Source organism: Allomuricauda sp. TY007 (assembly GCF_010468565.1).
Taxonomy (GTDB): Bacteria; Bacteroidota; Bacteroidia; order Flavobacteriales; family Flavobacteriaceae; genus Flagellimonas.
Genome location: NZ_WUEG01000007.1, coordinates 1 through 23,194, shown reverse-complemented (window position 1 = coordinate 23,194; position 23,194 = coordinate 1). Strand labels below are relative to the sequence as shown.

The 23,194-nt window shown below is 40.6% G+C and carries 27 protein-coding genes; 16 read left to right on the top strand and 11 right to left on the bottom strand.

The window, feature by feature from the left end; translation table 11 throughout:
• Window positions 1–2: 2 nt before the first annotated feature.
• Window positions 3–404, bottom strand: a complete 402-nt coding sequence (locus tag GO009_RS09105) for a hypothetical protein (RefSeq protein WP_014031733.1) — start codon at window positions 402–404, stop codon at window positions 3–5.
• Window positions 405–525: 121 nt separating this feature from the next.
• On the opposite strand from GO009_RS09105, the gene GO009_RS09100 reads away from it, so the two are divergent.
• The 3 genes from GO009_RS09100 (at window position 526) to GO009_RS09090 (ending at window position 3,164) form a co-directional block, all read left to right on the top strand.
• On the top strand, window positions 526–978 hold the full coding sequence (locus tag GO009_RS09100; RefSeq protein WP_163625901.1) for an Lrp/AsnC family transcriptional regulator: 453 nt from the start codon (window positions 526–528) through the stop codon (window positions 976–978).
• A gap of 134 nt (window positions 979–1,112) precedes the next feature.
• Entirely contained in the window at window positions 1,113–2,462 is a 1,350-nt protein-coding gene (locus GO009_RS09095; RefSeq protein WP_239057437.1) for an alpha/beta hydrolase, read from the top strand.
• Window positions 2,463–2,525: 63 nt separating this feature from the next.
• The gene (locus tag GO009_RS09090; RefSeq protein ID WP_163625899.1) at window positions 2,526–3,164 is read left to right on the top strand and encodes a DUF1684 domain-containing protein; all 639 of its coding nucleotides are present in this window, start codon (window positions 2,526–2,528) and stop codon (window positions 3,162–3,164) included.
• Between the two features lie 53 nt (window positions 3,165–3,217).
• Here GO009_RS09090 and GO009_RS09085 read toward each other — a convergent pair whose 3' ends face one another.
• The 6 genes from GO009_RS09085 to GO009_RS17640 form a co-directional block, all read right to left on the bottom strand.
• The gene (locus tag GO009_RS09085) at window positions 3,218–4,270 is read right to left on the bottom strand and encodes an outer membrane beta-barrel protein (RefSeq protein ID WP_163625898.1); all 1,053 of its coding nucleotides are present in this window, start codon (window positions 4,268–4,270) and stop codon (window positions 3,218–3,220) included.
• Between the two features lie 140 nt (window positions 4,271–4,410).
• On the bottom strand, window positions 4,411–5,691 hold the full coding sequence (locus GO009_RS09080) for an ammonium transporter (protein ID WP_163625897.1): 1,281 nt from the start codon (window positions 5,689–5,691) through the stop codon (window positions 4,411–4,413).
• 34 nt (window positions 5,692–5,725) lie between these two features.
• Window positions 5,726–6,064, bottom strand: coding sequence for a P-II family nitrogen regulator (locus tag GO009_RS09075; RefSeq protein WP_108246498.1), 339 nt, complete (start codon window positions 6,062–6,064; stop codon window positions 5,726–5,728).
• A 269-nt stretch (window positions 6,065–6,333) separates the two neighbouring features.
• Entirely contained in the window at window positions 6,334–6,708 is a 375-nt protein-coding gene (gene crcB, locus GO009_RS09070) for a fluoride efflux transporter CrcB (RefSeq protein WP_163625896.1), read from the bottom strand.
• Window positions 6,709–6,724: 16 nt separating this feature from the next.
• Window positions 6,725–6,904, bottom strand: coding sequence for a hypothetical protein (locus GO009_RS09065; RefSeq protein WP_163625895.1), 180 nt, complete (start codon window positions 6,902–6,904; stop codon window positions 6,725–6,727).
• 120 nt (window positions 6,905–7,024) lie between these two features.
• Window positions 7,025–7,213: a hypothetical protein gene (locus GO009_RS17640; RefSeq protein WP_239057436.1), complete on the bottom strand. Its 189-nt coding sequence runs from the start codon at window positions 7,211–7,213 to the stop codon at window positions 7,025–7,027.
• Window positions 7,214–7,252: 39 nt separating this feature from the next.
• Between GO009_RS17640 and GO009_RS09060 the strand changes: the two genes are divergently transcribed.
• A complete protein-coding gene (locus tag GO009_RS09060) occupies window positions 7,253–7,639 on the top strand; it encodes a nucleoside triphosphate pyrophosphohydrolase family protein (RefSeq protein WP_163625894.1) in 387 nt (128 codons plus the stop codon).
• A 144-nt stretch (window positions 7,640–7,783) separates the two neighbouring features.
• On the opposite strand, the gene GO009_RS09055 is transcribed toward GO009_RS09060, so the two are convergent.
• Window positions 7,784–8,851: a branched-chain amino acid aminotransferase gene (locus GO009_RS09055; protein WP_163625893.1), complete on the bottom strand. Its 1,068-nt coding sequence runs from the start codon at window positions 8,849–8,851 to the stop codon at window positions 7,784–7,786.
• 106 nt (window positions 8,852–8,957) lie between these two features.
• On the opposite strand from GO009_RS09055, the gene GO009_RS09050 reads away from it, so the two are divergent.
• The 10 genes from GO009_RS09050 to GO009_RS09005 all read left to right on the top strand — a co-directional run bounded on the left by GO009_RS09050 (window position 8,958) and on the right by GO009_RS09005 (window position 18,448).
• A complete protein-coding gene (locus GO009_RS09050) occupies window positions 8,958–9,434 on the top strand; it encodes a DUF4920 domain-containing protein (RefSeq protein WP_163625892.1) in 477 nt (158 codons plus the stop codon).
• Window positions 9,431–10,096: a tRNA (5-methylaminomethyl-2-thiouridine)(34)-methyltransferase MnmD gene (mnmD, locus tag GO009_RS09045; RefSeq protein ID WP_163625891.1), complete on the top strand. Its 666-nt coding sequence runs from the start codon at window positions 9,431–9,433 to the stop codon at window positions 10,094–10,096. The genes GO009_RS09050 and mnmD overlap by 4 nt, the downstream gene beginning before the upstream one ends.
• A 137-nt stretch (window positions 10,097–10,233) precedes the next feature.
• A complete protein-coding gene (locus GO009_RS09040; protein WP_163625890.1) occupies window positions 10,234–11,178 on the top strand; it encodes a TIGR01777 family oxidoreductase in 945 nt (314 codons plus the stop codon).
• 137 nt (window positions 11,179–11,315) lie between these two features.
• Window positions 11,316–11,903 (top strand): nucleotide exchange factor GrpE, encoded by a 588-nt coding sequence (locus GO009_RS09035; protein WP_163625889.1) that lies wholly within the window; start codon window positions 11,316–11,318, stop codon window positions 11,901–11,903.
• 6 nt (window positions 11,904–11,909) lie between these two features.
• A complete protein-coding gene (dnaJ, locus tag GO009_RS09030) occupies window positions 11,910–13,031 on the top strand; it encodes a molecular chaperone DnaJ (RefSeq protein WP_163625888.1) in 1,122 nt (373 codons plus the stop codon).
• A 180-nt stretch (window positions 13,032–13,211) separates the two neighbouring features.
• On the top strand, window positions 13,212–14,150 hold the full coding sequence (locus GO009_RS09025; protein WP_163625887.1) for an ABC transporter ATP-binding protein: 939 nt from the start codon (window positions 13,212–13,214) through the stop codon (window positions 14,148–14,150).
• Entirely contained in the window at window positions 14,140–15,477 is a 1,338-nt protein-coding gene (locus GO009_RS09020; RefSeq protein ID WP_163625886.1) for an ABC transporter permease, read from the top strand. Before GO009_RS09025 ends, GO009_RS09020 begins: the two co-directional genes overlap by 11 nt.
• A 6-nt stretch (window positions 15,478–15,483) precedes the next feature.
• On the top strand, window positions 15,484–16,371 hold the full coding sequence (locus tag GO009_RS09015) for a mechanosensitive ion channel family protein (RefSeq protein ID WP_163625885.1): 888 nt from the start codon (window positions 15,484–15,486) through the stop codon (window positions 16,369–16,371).
• A gap of 6 nt (window positions 16,372–16,377) precedes the next feature.
• Window positions 16,378–17,274: a DUF6268 family outer membrane beta-barrel protein gene (locus tag GO009_RS09010; RefSeq protein ID WP_163626055.1), complete on the top strand. Its 897-nt coding sequence runs from the start codon at window positions 16,378–16,380 to the stop codon at window positions 17,272–17,274.
• A 10-nt stretch (window positions 17,275–17,284) separates the two neighbouring features.
• Window positions 17,285–18,448, top strand: a complete 1,164-nt coding sequence (locus tag GO009_RS09005) for a sigma-54 dependent transcriptional regulator (RefSeq protein ID WP_163625884.1) — start codon at window positions 17,285–17,287, stop codon at window positions 18,446–18,448.
• A 2-nt stretch (window positions 18,449–18,450) separates the two neighbouring features.
• Here GO009_RS09005 and GO009_RS09000 read toward each other — a convergent pair whose 3' ends face one another.
• The gene (locus tag GO009_RS09000; RefSeq protein WP_163625883.1) at window positions 18,451–19,161 is read right to left on the bottom strand and encodes a hypothetical protein; all 711 of its coding nucleotides are present in this window, start codon (window positions 19,159–19,161) and stop codon (window positions 18,451–18,453) included.
• Between the two features lie 182 nt (window positions 19,162–19,343).
• Here GO009_RS09000 and GO009_RS08995 point away from each other — a divergent pair, with 182 nt between their 5' ends.
• Both GO009_RS08995 and GO009_RS08990 read left to right on the top strand, forming a co-directional pair.
• Window positions 19,344–20,228, top strand: a complete 885-nt coding sequence (locus GO009_RS08995) for a PPK2 family polyphosphate kinase (protein WP_163625882.1) — start codon at window positions 19,344–19,346, stop codon at window positions 20,226–20,228.
• Window positions 20,225–21,622 carry a M20/M25/M40 family metallo-hydrolase gene (locus GO009_RS08990; protein ID WP_163625881.1) on the top strand — a complete coding sequence of 466 codons (1,398 nt, stop codon included), beginning with the start codon at window positions 20,225–20,227 and terminating at the stop codon, window positions 21,620–21,622. The genes GO009_RS08995 and GO009_RS08990 overlap by 4 nt, the downstream gene beginning before the upstream one ends.
• A 58-nt stretch (window positions 21,623–21,680) precedes the next feature.
• Here the strand turns inward: GO009_RS08990 and GO009_RS08985 are convergent, their stop codons facing one another.
• Window positions 21,681–22,259: a PepSY domain-containing protein gene (locus GO009_RS08985; RefSeq protein WP_163626054.1), complete on the bottom strand. Its 579-nt coding sequence runs from the start codon at window positions 22,257–22,259 to the stop codon at window positions 21,681–21,683.
• Window positions 22,260–22,392: 133 nt separating this feature from the next.
• The gene (locus GO009_RS08980; RefSeq protein ID WP_163625880.1) at window positions 22,393–22,680 is read right to left on the bottom strand and encodes a hypothetical protein; all 288 of its coding nucleotides are present in this window, start codon (window positions 22,678–22,680) and stop codon (window positions 22,393–22,395) included.
• Window positions 22,681–23,194 lie beyond the last annotated feature (514 nt).

The following is a 23,194-nucleotide window of genomic DNA, read 5'->3' as shown; positions in this document are numbered from 1 at the left end:
ACTTAGTCGTTCTTGTTGATCAAGGACTTTCTCCATTTTTTAAAGGAGACCCGGAAAATGCGAATCTCTCTGCGCAGGAGGTTCAAGTATTCTTTTTCCTTAACGCCGTCTCTTTCCAGTCCATTACAATATGCAAGAATGTTGCGGGTCATAATGTTTACGTAAGAAAGGCTTCTCATTCGTGAGGAATGGCAATTGCTCAATGCAGCTTGTTCCACTTCTTTCGTAATCAAATCGGCATCCGCCAAAAGGGATTTGGAAATGTCGTCCCGGAAGGAATCTATTTTACGCAAAGACAGAATTTCCCTGTTTTGGGCAAAATAAGCCGCAACCGCTTCGCTCATGTCGCGTAGCGCCAAAGATTTACGATAAACACCTAAGGAGTTAAGGGAGTTTCTCTCCATTTTCAATAGCAATTTTGTACCATAAAATTAAGCATGATTTAAATTTTTTTACTTTTGTTAATAAAGTGAGTGTTCGATTTTACTTTCGATAGTAAAAAAATAGTGGTAAATTTCTTTTGATATGAAGATAGATGACTTGAATTGGCAAATACTGAATCATTTGCAGCAAAATGCGAGGGAATCTTTTGCCAATATTGGAAGGAAAATCGGGTTGACACCACCCGCTGTGGCAGAACGCGTAAAAAAGATGGAAGACCTCGGGATTATTGAGCGTTACGGCACTAAAATTTCTTATGTAGAGGCCGGGTATCAGCTGAAGGCCATTATTATGTTGCGTGCCTTTATGGGGAAACTCAAACCGTTCTTGGATAAGGTCAAAACGTTTCAGGAAGTGGTAAATTGTTATCGAATTACGGGCAATGAGAACATCATTATGGAGGTAGTGCTTCGTGATCAATCGCATTTAGAAGAGTTTATTGATGAACTGATCGTGTATGGTGAATGTAGAACACACATTGTATTGTCCAACGTTGTGGCCAATTCCCCCATCAAGAAAAGTAAAACAGTTAAATAGTTTTCTTGTTAAATTGATGATTAGGGAACAGACTTTGGCTAGATTATTGTTAAAATAGGGTTATGAGAAAAACATATTTGTTACTGCTTTTAACTATTTTTTGCACATTTTCTGTCTTTTCGCAACAAATAGTTTTGAAAAAGGGGGAGATTATTGATAATCTTTCGGTCAACGATTCAACCAAGAATACCTACTCCCTTTATATTCCCAAAACATTCTCCATGGATAAAAAGTGGCCGTTGCTCATGATTTTTGATACGGAGGGGAATGAGAAAAAAGCACTGTCAATGTTTGTGGTTGCCGCGGAAAAGGAAGGTTATGTTTTGGCGGCACCAAAGTTACTGGACAGTATTTCTTTGACCAAGAATATGGTAGTAGCTGGCCAAGCAATCCAGAAAGTAACAAGTCTATTGCCAATACATAATGATCGGGTTTATGCTGCAGGCGAGGATTCTGGAGGGCAATTTGCCAGTTTGGTGCCCATTCTTATCAATGGGGTCAATGGTGCCATCTCCATTGGCGCTTCTTTATCCAATAGCGAACTCATTAATGTTAAGAAGCCTTTTCATTTTGTGGGTATGGTCAGTAAAGAAAACTTTAATTATTCATTTATGTTGACGGACACCAAGCTGTTGGACCGCTATAAATTTCCCAATCAGGTTTTGCTGTTCGATGGAAATGGCGATTGGCCGGGCGTTGATTACTTGGAGAAGGGAATGCAACTCTTCACCCTCGATGCCATGGGACGAAAATGGATTCCCCAAGATACATCCTATATCGAAAAAGCGTACCAGGAAGATTTGGCAAAGTTAAATCAGTTGAAAAGTATTGGCGACTTATTGTGGGCGGAACAATATATGACAGAAATGATGTCCATGTACGGGGCGTTGAGAAATATGGATTCTCTAAGGTCGGTACAGCGAGATCTTCGGAGAAACAAGGATTTTAAAACCTTGAAACGAGCAGAAAACGCTGCTTTCTTAAAAGAGTCTATGCTGAAAGAAGATTATCAATATTATATGGAGGAGGATGTTTACACCCATAATTTCAACAATTTGGGTTGGTGGAACCACCAAATGGGCGAGATAGAAAAGTTTATTTCTGGTTCAAAACCGTATGAAAAACAAATGGGACATCGATTAAAGGGGTTTGTAAATGCATTGGCAGAGGATTACATTGACATTATAGCTTCGGAAAAAGTGGTTGATGAAGATGCCTTGGCATTTTTGTATATGCTGAAAACAATTTTGGAGCCGGACAACTACGAGTATTACCTAAAAACTATTTCACTCAGTGCTAAAAATGATGATTTTGGTACTTCGTTGTTCTATTTGGAAGAGTTGTTGAAAAAGGGTTTTAAGGATAAGGAAAAGCTCTATAGTCTGGAAAATACAGCCTTGTTCCGCATTACCCCGGAGTTTAACGAGCTTGTCTCAAAATATTTGAAAGACGCGCGGTACGATATTAAGGTCGATGAAAATTAATCTACCATGTAGACTTGACACTGATTTAGTTTAGAGCTGTATTTTTGTACAAATACTTTCTGAATGAAATACGCAATCCTACTTTCAGTTATATTCCTAACAGCCTGTGGTCAAGGTAAAAAATATCATGATGAAGAAAAGACGGTAGCAGTTGAATCTGACTTGATCGCCGGTATTCTTGAATATCAAAAAGAACAGAACGAAAGTTTTAAAGACCCGGATTCCTCTCCTTTGCCCGACAAATACCGTAAAGATTTTGAAGGTCTCGATTTTTTTAAGCCGGATACATCATACATTGTAAAAGCACGATTTGAACGTACTCCCAATGCAGAGCCTTTTTTGATGCCCACCACTACGGATAGGCAGACCCAAGAAGTGGTCTATGGAATTGCCCATTTTACCCTAAACGGTGCAGCGCATCAATTGGAGGTTTATCAAAGTCTGGATTTGATGGATGACGAGGAATACAAAGATTATCTGTTTTTGCCTTTTTTGGATAATACCAATGGTGAAGAAACGTACGGTGGTGGCAGGTATATCGATCTCACTATTCCTGAAGGCGATACGTTGGTAATCGACTTTAACAAAGCATATAATCCTTACTGCGTGTATAACAAAAAGTACTCCTGCCCTCTAGTGCCAAGGCAAAATTATTTGAGAACTAAAGTGAGAGCAGGAGTGAAAAATTTTAACAAGGACTAAAAAAGCCTTATTCCAATAGGATTAAGGCTTTTTTCGTGTCATATCTATATTGCTTAGAAGGAGTATATCGCAGCGAACAATACGGAAGCCAAACTTCCGGTCGGAGCCAAATCATTGTCGATAAAGGCATCTTCAGAGGCGCTGTCCAATCTAACTTCTGGCTTAAGGATCAAGTTGCCTATAGTGGCGCTTCCCGTTAAAGTAACAGCGAACACATCCAAATCACCAGCTAGTGAATCTGTTTGGTCTATAGCACCCAAATCCGTTTCGGTAAAATACTCACCTCGTAATCCCAGGCTGAAAGTGTCTGAAATTGCATATTGGGGATAAAGTGCCACACCTGCAAAATCTACTTCAACGTCGCTGTTGTCATAATAAGCGGCATTGATTCCCAAGAAGAACTCATCGGAAAGGTCAAAACCACCAGTATAGTCAACCTCGAAACCACCTTGGCTGTGCAAGAAGTTCAAAAACTGACCAGAGTATCCCAATTGTGCGCCCACGGCGTAATCACCTGTCGGGTTGAACTCGGTCAAATCTGTTGGATTCATTACGGCCACCATGGCAGACCAATCGTTACCTAAATCAAAATCGGCCTTAAGACCTGTATGGCTAAAAGGACCGTAAGAAAATAGGTAGGAAGTACTGTAGTTAAAGTTTGCCGCAGGAGAAATTACTTCATACCCCAAAAAGGTGTTGAAGTTACCAAAGGTAAGGGTCACCGCATCACTAACGTTCCAATATACGTACAATTGGTTGATGATGTCGCCAGTTGCTGAATACATTGGTGATTCAAAAATAGCATCCGTACCACGTGGGCCAAAAACCAAATCGGCCACAAAACCTACTTTTTCACCTTCGTAAGCGGCAATAACATTTGCCATGCCCAAAGAGAACCCTGGTAGTTGTGCAAAAGAGGATCCTGGGGCTATCCATTCCTCATCATTTGGAGCGGTGATGTTTGCTCGGTAATAAGCGTCCACCGTACCGCTAAAGCTAAATTTAGGAGTGGTTTCTTCTTCCTGTGCAGAAGCTGAAAATGTTACCATTGAAATAATGGCGATGGCCAAAATTTTTCCGAAATTTGTATTTATAATCGTTTTCATATCATAATCGTTTTAAGTTGTCCTTTTATTGAAGGACGGTTGTTTAATTGTGAGTTTGATTGAAAAGGTTATTCAACGGAGCGTTTGGCAGAACGCTCCGTTCCTTTTTACAATCTTGTTGTGAGTTTGAAAGACTTGTTTTATTTGTCTTGGGAAATGTGTTCTGGATAAGCTTCCACTCCATGCTCGTGCAAATCCAAACCTTCAACTTCCTCTTTCTCAGATACCCGTAGTCCAATGGTTTTCTTCAAAATAAAGAGTACTATAAAGGAAGCAACAGCAGCCCAAACAATATAGGCCAACGATCCGTAGGTCTGTACCCAAAGTAGTTTTCCGCTACCTCCGTAAAACAATCCGCCATCCAGTGCAAATAGGCCAATTAGTACGGTTCCAAGGAATCCACAAACCCCGTGAACGGAAATGGCACCTACTGGGTCGTCAATCTTAAGTTTTTTATCAATAAATTCAATGGACGCAACCACTACAATACCACATAGCAGACCAATGGCAAGGGCTCCCCAAGCATTTACGGACCCGCATCCGGCGGTAATACCTACCAAACCGGCCAAAGCACCGTTCAATGTCATGGAAATATCCGCTCTACCATATCTGGCCCAGGTAAAGAACAGGGCTGCAATGGCACCAATGGCAGCGGCAAGGTTGGTGTTTATGATAACACTGGTTGCAGCGATGGTATCGTCACCGCCCCAAGCCAATTGGGAACCACCGTTAAATCCAAACCATCCCAACCAGAGGATAAATACACCCAATGCTCCAAAGGCCATATTATGACCTGGAATCGCCTTGGCCTTTCCATCTACATATTTACCAATTCTTGGGCCAACCAAAATGGCGGCTACCAAGGCAGCGGCACCACCTACGGCATGTACTACGGAAGAACCTGCAAAATCAACGAATCCGGCTGTGTTTAACCATGCATCGTCGTCAAAAGGCCAGTACCAGCTACCTGAAATGGGGTAAATTAAAGTGGTGAGGATTGCGGAGAAAATCAAATAAGTGGAAAATTTGGTTCTACCTGCAATTGCTCCCGATACAATAGTGGCTGCTGTGGCACAGAAAACTGTTTGGAAGAACAGGTTGTGCCAATCATCGGCGCTAAAAAAGAAATACCCTTGATCGGATGGGCTAGATCTAAAAAATCCTCCGCCCACTAAATCGCTTCCATACATAATGGCGTAACCTACGGCCCAAAACATTATGGAGCCTACGGCAAGGTCCATAACGTTCTTCATTATTATATTACCGCTGTTTTTGCTTCTGGTAAAACCTATTTCCACAAGGGTGAATCCTGCTTGCATAAAAAATACCAAAACGGCGGCAAGTGTAATCCACAAGGCGCCCATATCGCCAGTTATGGCTTCAACGGCTTTATCTATCGCTTCTTGTTCTTGTACAATCATAATCTAAGTTTTTAAGTTTTTTGGCTATTAAATGTTAGTTGATTCCTGCGCTACCGCTTTCCTTGGTCCTAATTCTGTAAGCTTCGATAACATCGGAGACGAAAATTTTTCCATCACCAACATTACCCGTACTTGCAGTGTCCAATAAAACATTCACGGTTTTTTCCAGAAAGTCATCGCTAACTACGATAACCAAATACCTTCGCTGTATATCGCTCGTACTGTACGATATGCCACGATAGACATGTCCTTGTTTTTCATTTCCAACCCCTGTTACATCCCAGTAACTAAAGAAGTTGACCTCAATTTGATGCAGGGCTTTTTTTACCTCATCAAATTTGGATTTTCTAATAATTGCCTCGACTTTTTTCATAATTAAGTAGTTAATTGATGATTCAAATATATATGAATTCAATACAGACCACCTAAAATGAGAGGGTTGTTGTTCAATTTTTATGAGTATTAAAAAAATACCCCCTAAAATTTAGGGGTATTGAATTTTAAATTATTTTTTGTTATGTATTTGTTGATTTTGTATTAACATTATGTGTCTAATGCTTTGTTTTTATCAATAGAAGTGCCACAAAACATGTAAAATGTTTAATTTTTAACAAATTTTAACGATAAAAATACAGTTTGTAACTAATGGATGTGTCGGGCAATCCATAATCCCAACACAACGGCCAATACACCAATGCCAATACTCGAAATCATGTAAATGGCTAAATTGAGAAGTTCGCCATTCTTTAAATAGGTATGCTTTTCAAAAGCAAATGCAGAAAAAGTAGTGAAGCCACCGCAAAATCCAGTAGCCAGAAAAAGAGTGTTGTTATGGGATAGTAGATTGCCCTTGGCAGAGAGACCTAAAAAAAGACCAATTAAAAGACAACCTATAATATTGACCAAAAAGGTCCCCAAAAAGAAATTATGGAAAAGGGGGTTGAGGGGTTTGGAAATCAAATAACGTAGAACGCTACCAATTCCTCCGCCCAAAAAAACAAGTAAGGCTTGCTTCATGCCTTAAAGGTACAAACTAAACCGCTTCTTTGTACTCGGTTTCTACGGCCTCACGGGGGAAAAGTTTGGTGGTTGAGTTCTCAGAAATCCGTTGCATAGGTTTTGTAAACCTTTCTTTAGCTCCGTTGACACTGAAAATCAACAGAACGGCATTAATGGTAAGCAAAACAAAAAGAATACTTAAAAATACAGTCATTACTGGTTAGGTGCTTAAAGTATTGTTAAAACAAAAGTACGTTTTTTCCTATAAGAACGAAATACAGGGCCAACTATTGTTGTTAAACAATTGATTTTTGTGGTAAAGACAAATAAAATGTTAATTTTTGAGGAAGTGTTTAATCAAAAACAGGATAATTATAAATGTTAAGAAGGCAGCTAGAATCCAGATGACACCTTTATAATTTTTTTTGTGCAATTTCTTGTCCTTTCGATAAGAAAATGAGATGATTGCCACAAAAGCTATAAAAAATAAGGCTGCGAAAATTAGCTGTCCCGTACTGAACATATTTTATATTTTTATGCAAAGCTAAATCAAATAAGTGTAATGGAAAGTAAAATTAAGGCCGTGGAGCTCTTCCACAATTCTTTTGGTCTCGGAGTTTCCCAAGAGCCAAAGGCAGATTTGGGAAAGGACAAAAACAATCTAAGGTTCAATTTGATGGATGAAGAGAACCGTGAGTATTTGGAAGCCGCCAATAACAATGATTTGATTGAGGTGGCCGACGCGCTTGGGGATATGCTCTATATTTTATGTGGGACCATATTGGAGCACGGCATGCAATATAAGATTGAAGAAGTGTTCGAGGAGATTCAGCGGAGTAACATGAGTAAGCTCGGTGCGGACGGAAAGCCTATTTATCGTGAAGATGGCAAGGTGTTAAAGGGGCCGAACTATTTTAAACCTGACATTCAAACTATAATTGATAAATAAAAGAGTGTGTCTAAAAAGTATTAAAATACGTCATTCTGAATTTATTTCAGAATCCCATCATACTGATAAACAAATCATTGTGAGAGCCTGAAACAAGTTCAGGTTGACGAAAATCGACTTTTAAGATACACTCTTCTTTTCTTACTAGATGACTTCGTGTCGCCATCCAAATTTATCTTCGGCACGGTTGTATTGAATGTCCGTGATTCTTTTTTTCAATAAAGAAGCATAGCTTTCTTCAATCTCGGGCAATGTATAATCCTTGCCGTGGTAGCCAAAGCCAGAAATCGGAGACACTACCGCAGCCGTACCTGCACCGAACATTTCTTTTAAAGAGCCATTTTCCGCAGCCTCGACCAATTCGTGAACGGATATTTTGCGAACCTCGGTCTTAATGCCTTCATCTTTGGCAATGTCCAAAATGCTCTTTCTCGTTATTCCGTCCAAAATACGATCGCTGGTAGGGGCGGTCATTAATGTATCGTTGATTCGAACAAAAACGTTCATGGCTCCTGCCTCCTCAATAAATTCGTGTGTATTATCGTCTGTCCAGATTACTTGTTGATAACCCTTATCCGCTGCCAACTTTGTTGGATAAAACTGTCCGGCATAGTTACCACCTGCTTTGGCGTAACCTACGCCACCGTTTGCTGCTCGTGAATAGGTTTCTTCTATCAAAACTTTCACTTTTCCCGAAAAATAAGCCCCTGAAGGTGCACAGGCGATGATGAATTTATATTCATCGGCCGGTGAAGCGTGAAACCCATTTCCAGAAGCAAAAACAAAGGGTCTAATGTATAAGGAACTGCCTGGGTTTTGAGGAATCCAGTCACTCTCCAATTGAATAAGTGCATTGAGCCCCTCCATAAAATAAGCTTCGGGTATTTCTGGAATGGCCAATCTTTGGGCCGACTTGTTCAATCGTTTCCAATTTTCTTCTGGTCTAAAAAGCCAAACTTTTCCACCTTCGTCCTTGTAGGCCTTCATCCCTTCAAAAATAGATTGTCCATAGTGGAAAATCTTTGCAGATGGGTCCAGGGTAATCGGCTGGTAAGGCACCACTTTGGGAGCAGACCACTCACCATTCTTATAATCACAGACCAACATATGGTCGGAATAAACACTTCCAAAGGAAAGATTGTCAAAATCCACATCATGGATTTTTGAGTTTTTGACTCTTTCTATAGCTATTTTATTCGCTAATGTTTCCATATCACTTACATTTACAGGGATAAAATTAGCTATTTATTGTTAGTTTTGGACGTTAATCAAATCTAAATATTATACTTGACCCACAATTACTTAAATGTTATCAAAAATGAGACTTTTTAACACTTTTGCTACAATTATTTTACTCGGTATGGCACTGGTTTCATGTAAGCAAGAAACCATTAAAGGCGATTATTTTGGAGAGGAATTCAAAGTTTCTGGAGAGGCTTCCAAAACATCAGCTCCATTTAATGAAATTTCTGGAAGGGATTCCCTGCAGACCCAAATAGTTGGTGAGATCAAGGAGGTATGCCAAGCCAAAGGGTGCTGGATGAAGGTGGAACTGGAGTCCAATGAAGAGGTATTTGTCCGTTTTAAGGATTACGGTTTTTTTGTGCCAAAGGATGCCGCAGGAAAAAAAGTGGTGATGAACGGTGCGGCTTTTTTTGAAGAAATGTCCGTAGAAGACCAAAAACACTACGCAGAGGATGAAGGTGCTTCCGAAGATGAACTGGCCCAAATTACCGCTCCCAAGAAAACGTTGAGGTTTGAAGCAGACGGGGTATTGATTGCCAGCCAACCTTGAAGCGAAGAATAATCACAACTGGCGACGGTTCCAAGACCATCCAAATAGAAGATTGGGACGAACAGTACCATTCCAAACATGGTGCGGTTCAAGAAGCCTATCATGTTTTTATTGAGCATGGTCTGTGGTTATTTCAGAATCGAAAAGTCCATCTGTTGGAAATAGGTTTTGGTACGGGCCTCAATGCACTTATTACCCTAATAGAAGCTTCCAAACAACAATTGAGTGTTGATTATGTTGGGGTTGAGGCGTTTCCGGTTTCCTTAGAAGAGGTAAATCAGTTGGACTATTGCGAGCAGTTGGGTTTTGAAGGATTGGAGCAAATGTTTCAAAAAATGCATAGTTGTCCATGGGAAAAAGTCATTTCGATCACAACCGATTTCACACTTTCAAAACAAAAAAAGGATTTTAAGGAAATCAGTCAGCAAAACCAGTTCAACCTTATATATTTTGATGCATTCGGTGCTAGGGTCCAACCCGAACTTTGGACCGAAGCCATTTTTTTGAAAATGTACCAAGCACTAAAAGCCAACGGGGTTTTGGTCACTTATGCCGCCAAAGGCAGTGTGCGCCGAGCCATGCAAGCTGTTGGTTTTACCGTAGAACGATTGCCCGGCCCACCAGGGAAAAGAGAAATGCTAAGAGCCACAAAACAGGAGTGATAGCCAATATTCTGTTAAGGAAAATGCTTTTGGTGTCATAAATAGGTTTAAAGTTTAAACAAATATGTTAAACCTAAATTAAGGTCTCATAAACAGTCGATTAAACCTATAACTTTGCGTAAAATGATTGTGATTGTATGAAGGTGTTGATAACAGGAGCTACTGGATTGGTTGGGCGGGCCATAGTTGAGGTTTTGCATCAAAAGGGCATTCCAGTAAATTATTTGACCACAAGCAAGGGGAAAATTACTTCCGACGAAGATTTTCAAGGATTTTATTGGAATCCTGCCAAAGGTGAGATAGATACAGACTGCTTTAATAATGTGCAGGCCATAATCAATCTGGCCGGGACAAGTATAGCCAAGCGTTGGACCCCCCAGCATCGAAAAAAAGTGATCTCCAGTCGTATAAATAGTTTACAAACCCTAAAAAAAGGGTTGGAAAACTCCAATAACAACGAAGTTGAATGTCTTGTTTCAGCGTCGGCTATTGGTATATATCCAGATTCTATTTCGGATTATTATGATGAGAGCACATCCAAAGTTGATGGAGGTTTTTTGGGCGAGGTAGTTCAAAAATGGGAAGCCGAGGCCGAAACCTTTGAAACAATTGGTGTAGATGTCGCTAAAATTAGGATAGGTCTCGTACTGTCAACAGAAGGTGGTGCCCTGCCCAAAATGGCAAGGCCTGTAAAAAACTTTGTTGGCGCACCGATTGGTAGTGGTGAACAATGGCAATCTTGGATACATATCAAAGATTTGGCGCAAATGTTCGCTTTTGCGGCAGAAAACAACTTTCGGGGCACATATAATGGTGTGGCCCCCAATCCAGTCACCAACACAAAACTTACCAAGGAACTGGCCAAAATTTTGGAAAGACCCCTGTGGTTACCAAATGTACCCGCATTTTTCTTAAGGCTGGTTTTGGGAAAAATGGCTACTCTTTTATTGGCAAGCCAACGGGTGAGCAGTAAAAAAATAGAAGAAGAAGGATTCTCTTTTCAGTATGTGAATATTTGTCAAGCCTTAAAACAATTATATACACCACAAGAAAAAGGTATGCCTGCATCTGTTGAGGCATAGAAAAATCAGAGTACACAACTTTTTGAATAATTAAAGCCCGCTTTGGCGGCTTTTTTTATGTTTTGCGGTGACATTTTGACATTTTTGGACAATTGGCAGTACTTTTGCCACTTCAAATCGGAATAAAACATTAGAACATGAGCAATAAAAGTAAGGTTGAGGAAATGGAAGATGAGCCTAAAAAAGGGCAAACCGAAGAAAGTACTGAACTGAACGATGAACATATAGAAACCGAAACCACGGAAGAAATCCAAGAAGAAATCCAAGAAGAAATTTCTGAGGAGGAGAAGCTGCGTGAAGATTTGGCAAAAGAAAAAGAAAAGTTCCTAAGGCTTTTTGCCGAGTTTGAAAACTATAAGCGAAGAACTTCCAAGGAGCGTATGGACTTGTTCAAGACAGCCGGACAAGAGGTCATGGTGGCTTTGCTTCCTATTTTGGACGATTTTGAACGTGCGTTAAAAGAGCTTTCCAAATCCGAGGACAGGGAAATGTTCAAAGGCGTGGAACTCATCAGCAATAAATTCAAAGAAACCTTGAAGAACAAAGGTTTGGAACAAGTTGAGGTAAAAGCGGGGGATACATTTGATGCCGAGGTGCACGATGCCATCACCCAGATACCTGCACCGGACAAGAAAATGAAAGGGAAAATCATAGATGTCGTGGAAAAAGGCTTCAAGCTTGGTGACCGCATTATAAGACATCCAAAAGTTGTTGTTGGAAACTAAAACTGTATGAAGGAGGATTATTACGAAATATTGGGAGTCTCCAAAGGAGCTTCAGCCGCAGAAATAAAAAAAGCCTACAGGAAAAAGGCCATCGAGTTTCACCCGGACAAAAACCCAGGTGATGCCAAGGCGGAGGAAATGTTTAAAAAATCTGCCGAGGCTTATGAAGTACTGGGCAATCCTGACAAAAAGGCAAAATACGACCAATTTGGACACGCTGCCTTCGATGGAAGTGGCGGATTTGGCGGTGGAGGTATGAACATGGACGATATCTTCAGTCAGTTCGGTGATATTTTTGGTGGCGCCTTTGGCGGTGGCGGAGGATTCAGTGGATTTGGCGGATTTGGTGGCGGACAGCGCAGAGCCAAGGGAAGCAACCTTCGTATCCGTGTTAAGCTAACGCTGGAAGAAGTGGCCAATGGTGTGGAAAAGAAAGTTAAGGTAAGACGGAAGCGTCAAGCTGACGGGGTTACCTATAGAACTTGCCCTACTTGTAACGGTACCGGACAGATTACCAAAATCACCAATACCATTTTGGGCAGAATGCAAACAGCCACCACCTGTACAACTTGTGGGGGTGCTGGGCAGTCCATAGATAAAAAACCTGCTGGAGCCGATGCCCAAGGGCTCAAGGTCGAAGAAGAAACCGTGTCCATTAAAATTCCACCAGGGGTGGAAGATGGCATGCAGCTAAAAGTATCCGGCAAAGGTAATGATGCCCCTGGAAACGGTATTGCAGGAGATTTGTTGGTCGCCATTGAAACTGTTGAGCACGAAACGCTAAAACGTGAAGGTGACAATCTGCATTACGATTTGTACATAAGCATGCCCGAAGCCGTTTTGGGAAGTTCCAAAGAAATTGATGCCATAGGGGGAAAAGTTCGTATAAAATTGGAACCAGGGCTACAGTCCGGAAAGATTTTAAGACTTCGCGGTAAGGGAATCAACAGCCTTAACGGGTATGGAGCGGGAGACTTATTGGTGCATGTAAACGTATGGACACCAAAAAATATAAATAAGGAGCAGAAGGAGTTTTTTGAGCGTATGCAGGACGATGATAATTTTGTTCCAAGGCCCGAAAAATCGGATAAATCCTTTTTTGAGAAGGTAAAAGATATGTTCTCTTAAGAGAAAAATCCTTCTGTTTAAATAAAAAACGTATATTTGAAACTGATGTTGGGTGACCGATATCTAATTTTCTTTTTCATAGCAATTTTTTTCCCATCCTTGATTTTTTTAAGGGTGGGTTTTTGTTTTTATAGGAAAATAGGTAGCTAGCAAATACATATCTTTGAAAAAATAGTTTACATGGATCATATCCTTGTTGCCAAAAATGTGACCAAAACCTATGGTGATTACACAGCGCTGAGCAACATTTCACTACAAATTCCCGAGAATTGCATATACGGACTTTTGGGCCCCAATGGAGCAGGCAAGACTTCCTTTATCAGGATTATAAATCAAATAACACACCAAGATTCCGGTGAAATTCTGCTTAATGGTGAGCCCTTGGCTCCAAAGCATATAGCATCCATTGGGTATTTGCCCGAGGAAAGGGGGCTGTATAAGAGTATGAAGGTGGGGGAGCAGGTACTTTATTTGGCACAGTTAAAGGGATTGTCCAAAAATGAGGCAAAAACAAGGCTTAAATATTGGTTCGATAGGTTAAATATTGGTGACTGGTGGGATAAAAAAATACAAGAACTTTCCAAAGGAATGGCCCAGAAGATACAGTTTATAGTCACCGTGCTGCACGAACCCAAACTATTGATTTTTGATGAACCTTTCAGTGGTTTTGATCCTATTAACGCCAACATCATCAAAGATGAGATTCTTCAATTAAAGGAAAAGGGTACATCCATCATTTTTTCCACACACCGTATGGAGTCGGTGGAAGAGCTTTGTGAGTACATTGCCCTTATCCATAAGTCCGAAAAAATATTGGACGGAAAACTGTCGGATATAAAAAAGGCTTACAAGAACAACATTTTTAATGTGGGTGTGCAAATGGAGAAAGATGCAGAGGCCTTTATGCGTTCTTTGGAACAAAAGTTCAACATTCTTTCTTCGGAAATAGATGCTTTGGAAAATCAAATACATTTTAAGGTGCAGTTGCCATCATCGCATACGGGTGATATTTTAGCGGAACTCTCCAAGGTATCGAACATAAACAGGTTCGAAGAAACCATACCTTCGGCCAACGATATTTTTATTCAAACTGTAAACAACAAGGACAATGGCAAGTAAACTTGGTTTAATTATAAAACGCGAATATTTGGCCAAGGTGCGCAACCGTTCCTTTATTGTTATGACCATTTTGAGCCCACTCCTAATGGTGGGGATGGTTGTTCTTATTGCGTATTTGGCCAAAATAAATGATGATGAGACCAGGGTAGTCTCCGTTTTGAACGAAAGTGCCTTCTTTCAAAGTGAATTTAGTCCATCCAAGAATATATCCTATGTCCATCTGGACGACTTGACCTTGGAACAGGCGAAGGACTCGACCAATTCCTTGGAATATTATGGGCTGCTCTATATTCCCCAAGGAGCAACGGTCGAGGAGGTGTCCAATGCCTCGTATCTTTTTACCAAGGACAATCCCAATACCTCTGTGACCAAAGAATTGGAGGATATTTTTCAAAACCAATTGCGACAAGATCGTTTGCAAAAATTAGGAGTAACCTCAAAACAGTTTTCCAGTGTGGAAAAACCTTTTGAAATTAACCTATCCACATTCGATGGGGAAAAAAGTGTGAGGGGCATCAACGAGATCAAAGCTATTATCGGAGGAGGTTTTGGCTATGCGATCATGATGTTCATCATTATTTATGGGGGCTTTGTGATGCGTAGTGTTATCGAGGAAAAAACCAGTAGGATTATTGAAGTGATCATATCCTCGGTAAAACCTTTTCAATTAATGCTCGGGAAGATTATAGGAAATTCTTTGGCAGGAATCACCCAGTTTACCATTTGGATCATTTCCGCATCATTGTTGATGTTAGTGGCAGTGATGATTTTTGGAATAGACTTGACGGCACTATCAAGCGACAATGGAGTGACTCCTGGACCAATGGGAATGTCGCAATTGGGCACTATGGATGATAAAATGATGATGTATGCCAAGGAAATCTACGATATTCCATGGGGCTTGCTTATAGGGTCATTCTTTATTTATTTTATACTTGGTTACCTTATTTATAGCTCCATTTATGCGGCTATTGGTGCCGCGGTGGACAATGAGACGGATACACAACAATTTATTTTCCCTATTATATTACCTTTAATGCTGGCTATTTATGTTGGGTTCTTTTCGGTTTTTAGCAACCCGCATGGCCCCATTGCAATTGGGTTTTCGTTGTTTCCATTAACATCGCCCATTGTAATGCTGATGCGCTTGCCGGGAGGAATAGGGGAAGGAGGAGTGCCTTTGTGGCAATTTTTGTTGTCCGTTTTTCTTTTGATGGTTACCTTTTTGGGTATTGTGTCATTGGCGGCCAAAATTTATAGGACAGGTATCTTAATGTATGGTAAAAAACCAACATACAAAGAATTGATAAAATGGTTAAGATATTAAAATAGTATGCAAGAAGGCGCAGAAGAAATAAAGGAAATCATTACGAAAGATGTTTGGGGGACCATAAAGGATTTTTTGGACCTTGGATTCCATATTGGTCAAGGCGAAAAGGCTATAAATCTTACCATTGGGCTTTTACTATTGTTGACGATTACGATAGTGGTGACAAAATTTTTGCTGAAATGGCTGCGCCGCATCTTTACCCGAAAAATGCAGCAGGAAGACAAACAAAAGTTTTCCAGTGTATTCAAATTTATCCATTACGTCGTTTACCTCATTGCTGTATTGGTCACTTTAAGTGCAGCGGGAGTGGATATCACTTTAGTGATTACGGCCTCAGCAGCACTTTTTGTAGGTTTGGGTCTTGCATTGCAAGAGTTGTTCAAGGATATTCTCGGGGGTATTTTTATCATAGTTGATAAATCGCTACAGGTAGGCGATGTTGTGGAGGTTGATGGTAAGGTAGGTAAAGTCTTCGAAATCAAGCTCCGCACCACAAGGGCCATTACCCGAGATGATAAGGTATTGATACTGCCCAACCACAAATTTATAAGCGATATAGTATACAATTATACCCAAAACCATAGAACCACACGAGAAAAAGTAAGTGTAGGTGTTGCCTATGGTAGCGATGTGGATTTAGTGACCACTATTTTGGAAGAAGTGGCCAATACCCAAAAACAAGTGCTCAAAAACCCTAAACCATTTGTACTGTTCGAGGATTTTGGGGATTCGGCATTGATTTTCTCCATATACTTTTTTACCAACGATACCTTCCGAGATCCACGGATAAAAAGTGAAATGCGCTATAAAATCAACGCCAAGTTCAAGGAGAACAACGTTAGCATCCCGTTCCCGCAACGCGATATACATATTATTCAGCCAAAACAATAGACACACATAAAAACCTCAACCCACCATATTGCAATTTGGAAGTGGATCACTTTCATTGTAATACTTTGTAGCCATAGTTTATGGGCACAGAGCACAGATATTTTTAGGCTGGAATACCTTAATATTCCCGAAAACGATAGCGGTGTCAAGACACAGCGCTACAAAGCATTGCTCAATTTTCCCATACAATTGAACAACAATAAGGATTACCTGGTTACAGGTGCCGAATATAATCGTTTTGATATGGGGTATTCAGCAGACCTTCCATTTGATAAAAAAGAGATGATTCGCTTCCATGTCATTGATTTTAATTTGGGATTGATCAAAAAATGGAACGAGAATTGGAATTTTGTGGCCATATTGACTCCTAGATTGGCATCCAATTTATTGGATGGTGTGCTGCAGGATGATTTTTTTATGAATGGTTCGGCGGCTTTTTGGAAAGAAAAACCAAAAGCAGATAAACCTTTTCGGGTGGTTTTGGGGCTGACTTACAACAGTACTACTGGGATTCCCGTTCCGCTGCCCCTGATCCATTACTATAAAAAGTTCCACCCAGACTGGTCGTTTATAGTAGGAGTGCCAAAATCCAACCTGAAATATCATTTTGATAAAAAACACAGTTTGGAGTTGGCACTGTTCTTGGACGGTTACTTTTTAAATCTTCAAAACGATATTGTTTTGGATAATGGGTTGGCAGCTTCCCGGATTTCGTTCAACACTTTGGTAGGTAGTTTGGGGTATCAATACAGCATTTCCAAGAGTATGTCCTTTTTTGCCATTGTGGGAAGCAGTGTGTACCAAGAGGGCAAATTAAGAAATAAAGATCGTGGCGAGGTGTATTTGTTCAATAACGATGCAAATTTTTATATTAGAACAGGTTTCAAAATAGGAATATTTTAAATAGCAGTATATGTCAAAAATTTTGATAGTAGAGGACGAATCGGCAATTAGAAGGGTATTGGTAAAAATATTGGCCGAAGAAAACGATGGTTATAATGTAGTTGAGGCCGAGGACGGCCTAGCAGGAATTGAAGCCATCAAAAAGGAAGATTTTGACCTAGTGCTCTGCGATATCAAAATGCCAAAGATGGATGGGGTAGAGGTTTTGGAAGCCGCCAAGAAAATAAAACCAGAGATTCCATTTATAATGATTTCAGGTCATGGTGATCTCGACACAGCAGTAAATACGATGCGGTTGGGGGCATACGATTACATCTCCAAACCACCGGATTTAAACCGATTGCTTACCACAGTTCGCAATGCTTTGGACCGAAAGGAACTCGCCGTGGAGAACAAGGTGCTCAAGAAAAAGATTTCCAAGAACTATGAAATGATTGGGGAGAGCAAGGAAATAAATGCCATAAAGGACATGATCGAAAAAGTAGCGCCTACCGATGCCCGGGTTCTGATTACGGGTTCCAACGGTACTGGTAAAGAACTCGTGGCCCATTGGGTGCATCAAAAAAGCCCGCGTTCATCGTCCCCGTTTGTTGAAGTGAATTGTGCAGCGATTCCTTCTGAGTTGATTGAAAGTGAGTTGTTTGGACACGTCAAGGGCGCATTTACATCTGCTGTTAAGGACAGGGCAGGAAAGTTTGAAGCGGCCAATAAGGGAACCATATTTTTAGATGAGATAGGCGATATGAGCCTTTCGGCCCAAGCCAAAGTGCTTCGGGCCCTGCAAGAGAACAAAATCAGTCGCGTAGGTTCGGATAAGGACATTAAAGTGGATGTTCGGGTACTTGCGGCTACCAATAAGGATTTAAAAAAGGAAATTGAAGCAGGTAAATTCCGAGAAGATCTTTACCACCGTTTGGCCGTGATCCTGATCAAGGTTCCCGCACTCAACGATAGGCGAGACGATATACCTTTATTGATAGAACATTTCGCCAAAAAAATAGCATCCGAACAAGGAACAGGACAAAAGAGTTTCTCCAAAAAGGCCATAGAATTGCTTAAGAGTTATGATTGGACGGGGAATGTACGCGAACTCCGCAATGTTGTGGAACGTTTGATTATTCTAGGAGGTAAGGAAGTATCCGAGGAGGATGTGAAACTATTCGCCAGTAAATAAACCTAGTGGCAATCACCTAATTTTTCCAGAGCATCTTTAGCCAAGGTTTTAACCCGTTGGTGATATTCCTTTTTATGTTGCGATAGGTTGGTGTTCAACAAGGTCAAACGAGATTCTTCATAAATATTGGTAATAAACCTGTGAGCTTCTTCACAGTTCACATCAGAAACCACTTTATCCAAGGAAGACTCAAACCTCAATAAACAGCTGTGCACCTGTTTTTTTACCGTAGAACCATGTGTCAACATCATTCCGTTCTGAAAACCCAGAACTTCCTTGGTGTTCAGTACCAGTACATTGCTTCCATAATCACTGGAAGTTTGTTGCCCGAACTCCTGTAACACATTAATGCCGATTATAGTGCTCTCCAAAGCCTGGTGCAATGCCGCTTTGAATTTTGGTGAAACACTGGTTTTTGTAGCCGTTTTTAAATGGGAAAGTGTAATTTCCAAACTTTCAATGGCACCCTCGCAGCCACAGTCCAAAAAATTGCCCTTTGTTTTTTCAATACCGTTCAACGCTTTGTAGGCGTGGTACTTGGCCATATTTAAATTGTCGGCCACCACAGCCTCTTGGATTTTACTTTTGATGTATTCCAAATTGGTGCTTGCATATTGGCAGGCATTTGCAGGTGTAGTGAACGAAGCCATGAGCCAAAGGCCAAAAAGACCAATAGCAAAGACTATAAGTAGGATAATCTTTCTGCTTTTCATAACGATTTACAGATTTGGGACGCTGTGTCGTTGATAATCATAAAGTTACGAATTTCATCGTCCAGAGGAGAAAATAGATCGATTAAAGAACCAACTTTGGGCACAAGTGGTCAAAGTATCGATGAACTACACATTTAATAAGTAGGTTGAAGGAGTGATCAAAAAGAATTATATTCATTCCTATGAAAGAAATCAAAACAGAAGACTACAAGGTAGTTGATTCGGTAAAGCTATCTGAAAAAGACACCTACGAGGATTTTGGTGCATCCAAGAAGAAACTCAAAAAGGAACTGAAGAATATCCGAAAGGACCTTGGAGATTTTCAAGATACGCTCTACGCCCACGGAAAGTATGGAGTGCTGGTCTGTTTACAAGGAATGGACACCGCGGGCAAGGACAGTTTGATCAGGGAAGTTTTTAAAGATTTTAATGTTAGGGGAGTGGTGGTGCATAGTTTTAAGGTGCCATCCACCTTGGAAAAAAAGCACGATTACCTTTGGCGGCACTATATTGATTTGCCCGAAAGAGGAAAATTTTCTGTCTTTAATCGTACACACTACGAAAATGTATTGGTGACCAAGGTCCATCCAGAATATATTTTGGGAGAGAACCTGCCAAAAGTGGAATCTGTGGACGATATTGATGATGATTTCTGGGAAAGGCGCTATCAGCAAATCAATAATTTTGAAAAACATGTTGCCGATAATGGCACCATAATCTTCAAGTTTTTTCTGCATCTTTCCAAAGAAGAACAACGGCAACGCTTATTGCGCAGAATCCGTTTAAAGCAAAAGAATTGGAAGTTTTCTCCAGGCGACCTCGAAGAGCGAAAACTTTGGGATAATTATCAAGAGTGTTATGAAGAAGCTTTGGGCAAAACTTCCAAGGAACATGCTCCATGGTACGTAATACCTGCTGATAACAAAAAAGCAGCTAGGGTAATTGTGGCCTCCATCATGATGGAAGCGTTAAAAAAGTACAAAGATATTGAGGAACCCGAGCTGGACGATGAAATAAAAGCTAATTTAGAAACCTTTAAACAAGAACTGGAAAAAGAAACCACATGAGAACAGTCCTACTTTTGGCCTTTTTGTTGGTCAGTACCCCATTTTTTTCTCAGACCGAGGACGAAAAACAAATAAAAGCAATTTACGATGAAGCCCTGACCAATGGTAAGGCTTATGATTGGCTGAACTACCTTTCCAACCAAATTGGTGGACGGCTTTCAGGTTCCGTACAAGCACAACAGGCCGTGGATTATACCAAGGCACAATTGGACTCACTGGGATTGGACAAGGTTTGGTTGCAACCCGTAATGGTGCCTAAATGGGTAAGGGGAGTTCCTGAATTTGCCTACTTTGAAACAAAGCCTGGGTTGACCACCAACGTGCCCATTTGTGCACTTGGAGGATCAGTGGCAACACCCGCCGGCGGTTTAAAGGCCAACGTGGTCGAGGTCAAGGGCATTGAGGATTTGGAAAAGTTGGGAAAAGATAAAATAGAAGGCAAGATTGTTTTTTATAACCGTCCGATGGACCCAACACTGATCAATACCTTCTCTGCATATTCAGGTTGTGTGGACCAACGCTATTCTGGTGCGGCCGAAGCCGCAAAATATGGGGCATCGGGCGTTATTGTACGTTCCATGAACCTTCGTTTGGATGACTATCCGCACACAGGCTCCATGAGTTATGGTGATACTCCAGTGAACCAACGCATACCAGCGGCGGCCATTAGTACAAACGGTGCGGAGTTGTTGAGTACTACGCTTAAATTAAATCCTGATGTAAAATTTTACTTCAAGCAAAACTGTAAGCAACTGGAAGATGTGCAATCCTACAACGTAATCGGAGAAATAACAGGAAGCACCTATCCCAACGAGATTATGGTGGTAGGCGGTCACTTGGATTCTTGGGATTTGGGAGATGGTTCCCATGATGACGGAGCTGGGTGTGTACAGAGTATGGATGTGTTGAGGCTTTTAAAGGAAACTGGATATCAACCAAAACGAACTTTGCGCGTTGTCCTTTTCATGAATGAAGAAAATGGAATGCGAGGTGGCAATAAGTATGCGGAAGTCGCCCGAGACAAAAACGAACAACACATATTTGCATTGGAAAGCGACTCTGGCGGGTTTACGCCTAGAGGTTTTTCCATTGATGCTTCTTCGGAGAATGTGAAACAGATTCAAGGATGGAGGGATTTGTTCGAACCGTACTTGGTTCACCTGTTTTACGAAGGAGGAAGTGGTGCGGATATAGGTCCGTTAAAAGAGGATGGGATAGTATTGGCGGGATTGCGACCCGATACCCAGCGCTATTTTGACCATCACCATGCCGAAAACGATACTTTTGAGCATGTGAACAAACGTGAATTGGAATTGGGAGCAGCTACGATGGCCAGTTTGGTGTACCTCATAGATAAATACGGAACCATTCCCACTAAAAAAGTAAAGGGATAAAATATTTGTTGTTTGTAAAACAAAGCACCGTTCAAGCCGATGGTTTGGACGGTTTTTTTTATGTAATAGCCTTATTTTTAGCTTTCTTCATGCGTTTGGGTCCATACCAGAGCCAAAATCCGGTAATGGTGAAAATCAAAAGGGAAATACCCATCACCGATGTGTACACAAGTTTTATATAACCGTTTGTTCCGAGGTAATCATCCACAATGGAACCGTCATGAATGTTTTCTAAAAAATCGGACCTTCGTTGCCCAATGGAAAGAACTTTGCCCGTGGCGCCGTCCAGTTGCACCTCGTAAAAGGAGTTCACGAACAGAAACTTTACCGAACCTTTTTCTTTTCTAATATCAATACGGTCTACCTCAAAAGATGTGTGCGATATTTCGTCATGGATTGTATGGAGGGCAATGGTATGTAGACTGTCCACTGGTAACCATTCCTTTAAGTTGGCAGTAGTTCCTTGTTGTGTTTCTGGGAGAATATATCCGTTTGAGTTTTTTTTCCATCCCAAAATGAGACCGGATACGGAAATAAAAAAGAAAAAAATGAACAAGAATGCTCCTGTGGTTCTGTGTACTTTTCGAAATATGCGTAATACTTTGGCTTGCTTCTTCCTTTTGCCCATTCGTGCCAGTTAAAAAGCCTAAATATCATCAAAATTTATGAAAGGATTATGCGTAGTTACGCCTGAACTTTACGAGAAATCTCGTATTTAACAAAAATTTTAGAATATAAATGATGTTAGGCTGTTCCAGCCTATAAAAAAGTTAACTACCTGCCAAAGGAGAGCCAAAAACACCCACGGCCAATTCTGCCCAGATAAGAAGGAAAAGAATGACAATAGCAACGATGATCAGATACCTTTTTTGGATGGTTTTGGTTTTTCTGATGGCAAGGTCGATAGCGAAACCCAATGTCAACAGTAAACCGCCTGCCGCTATAAAATCAAACAAAGACCATTGTACTTCGGATGAGAATTGCATGGCTATAAACGGAATTACCAACAATGCCAAAATGGAGGATAGAATTACTACTTGTCTTTTGCTGATGGTCATGGATAATGTATTGATTAATGCTAAGGTAATCTATTAAGTGTTTAGTTGGAGAAGTTTTGAGGATAACAGTATTTGAAAGTAATTTTTTCGTTTACGATTTTAGCCCGTTTCACAAAAATGATTAGAGGTTAATAATTAGAAAAGACTGCCAGTTAAATTCATAATAGACTGTTTATATTAAAAAGTTAATGGTTCAATCCAAGTTGAACTAGGGGTAACAGTAAAAATCAATTAAAGTTAAATTGCATGTGCTATATGATAACTGTTACATAGGAAAGTCACGCCCAAAAAGGTAAGTATTTGGCATGTTTTTTTGAGTTGCTTTCAGGGTCAAAATCTTTTATTAAGCCGGATTTTATTGATTCTGAAAGGGTCTGTAAATTAAACTCTGTCCGTTGTTTCAATTCCTTTGGGGCTAGCCCCAAAGGAATTGGTGTTTAATATCAGGGGTATCCGTTCCCCAAATTTAATGTAAAGTTGTTGAACGGTCAGGCTCCAATTGTGCAAAGGGCTG